Source organism: Rhodococcus sp. NPDC076796 (assembly GCF_040702765.1).
In the GTDB taxonomy this organism is placed as follows: Bacteria; Actinomycetota; Actinomycetes; order Mycobacteriales; family Mycobacteriaceae; genus Rhodococcoides.
On record NZ_JBFBMS010000039.1, the window covers coordinates 1 to 1,224 of the forward strand.

Consider the following 1,224-nt stretch of genomic DNA (forward strand, 5'->3'; position numbering starts at 1 on the left):
TCAAGTTGCTCCCCGGCGATGACAGTTTTCTCCATGGACCGGTTGACCTCGCCCAGCGACTCCCGCAACCGGTCACTCACGCGGCTGAAGGCGTCGACGATCGATCCCAGCTGGTCGACGAGTTCGACCAGCTGCGCCGAGCGGCCTTCGAGTTGGTCGGAGACCTGGCCGAGACTCGTCACGATATTCGTGATGATCTCAGACCGCTGGTCCCCGTAGGCGGTGATGTTGGCGACCTGCTCCAGAACAGGCGATATACCCCTCCCATCACCTTGAGCAACGCGCAACAAGTTGGACTGCAGTTCATTGATCTCGTCGGCGTTAAGCGTGTCGAACACCGGCTTGAACCCGTTGAACAAGGTGGACACATCAAATGAGGGAACGGTCTTGTCGAGTGCCACCTGTGTGAGCGCCGCCCCCTGTGTCTTTCCCTGTGCCGCACCGATCAATTCGACATATCGCTGTCCGAGAAGATTCTGATAACGCACGGCGGCGGTGGTGCTCGACGTGATCGCGACGTCGTTGTTCAGTTGGAAATGAACGACCGCGGTGGGCCCTTTCAGGCCGATCGCCGTCACATAACCGACCTTTACTCCCGCCAAACGCACACCGTCGCGAGGCTTGAGCCCAGATGCATCGGAGAAGACCGCAGACCGTTCAGAACTCGCTCCGTCCGAGCTGGGTTCGAGGATGGCGATGATCACGTAGGTGAGAACGCCGATGACTGCGGCGAACGCGACGATCTTGACGATGGTGGGAATTAACGACTTGAGCTTCATCTTCTTGGTCCTCCTGCTGCAAGCGCGCTCTGCAGCGCAGGTGACGTCTGCACTACCAGGGCGACCTGAAGTTGTACTCGCTCGCCGACTTGCGGCGTGGCGTTGTCGATGCTGTCCAGGATCTGCGGGATGGTGTAAATGGTCTGCGCGAGTCCCGATGCCGATCTGGCGACCGGCCTCGCCAGATCGAGGCCGACGTCCAGTACCGAACTCAACGCCGGGTAGTTTTCGCTCAACAGTCCTCCCAGTCCCCCGAACAGAACCTCGCCGGTGCTGTTGAGGTTGCCTGTGGCCTGATTGATGGCCTCGTCGGTGGCGAAGAAGTCAGCGACGTCGACGTTTATGAGGATGCCCGGAACGAACGGCGTCATGAAGTCGGCAACGCCCTGGGACAGGTCTGCCGCGATCGCCAAATCCTGGCCCACTGGCCGCTGTTGAACGTCCC

Annotated in this window: 1 protein-coding gene and 1 pseudogene; both read right to left on the minus strand. The window is 60.2% G+C overall.

The features are described from left to right. On the minus strand, window positions 1-779 hold a 779-nt coding region (locus tag AB0366_RS27095; protein WP_366246616.1), incomplete at its 3' end, for an MlaD family protein. Beyond that, a pseudogene (locus tag AB0366_RS27100) lies at window positions 776-1,224 on the minus strand (MCE family protein); the annotation flags it as partial. The gene AB0366_RS27095 and the pseudogene AB0366_RS27100, both read right to left, overlap by 4 nt.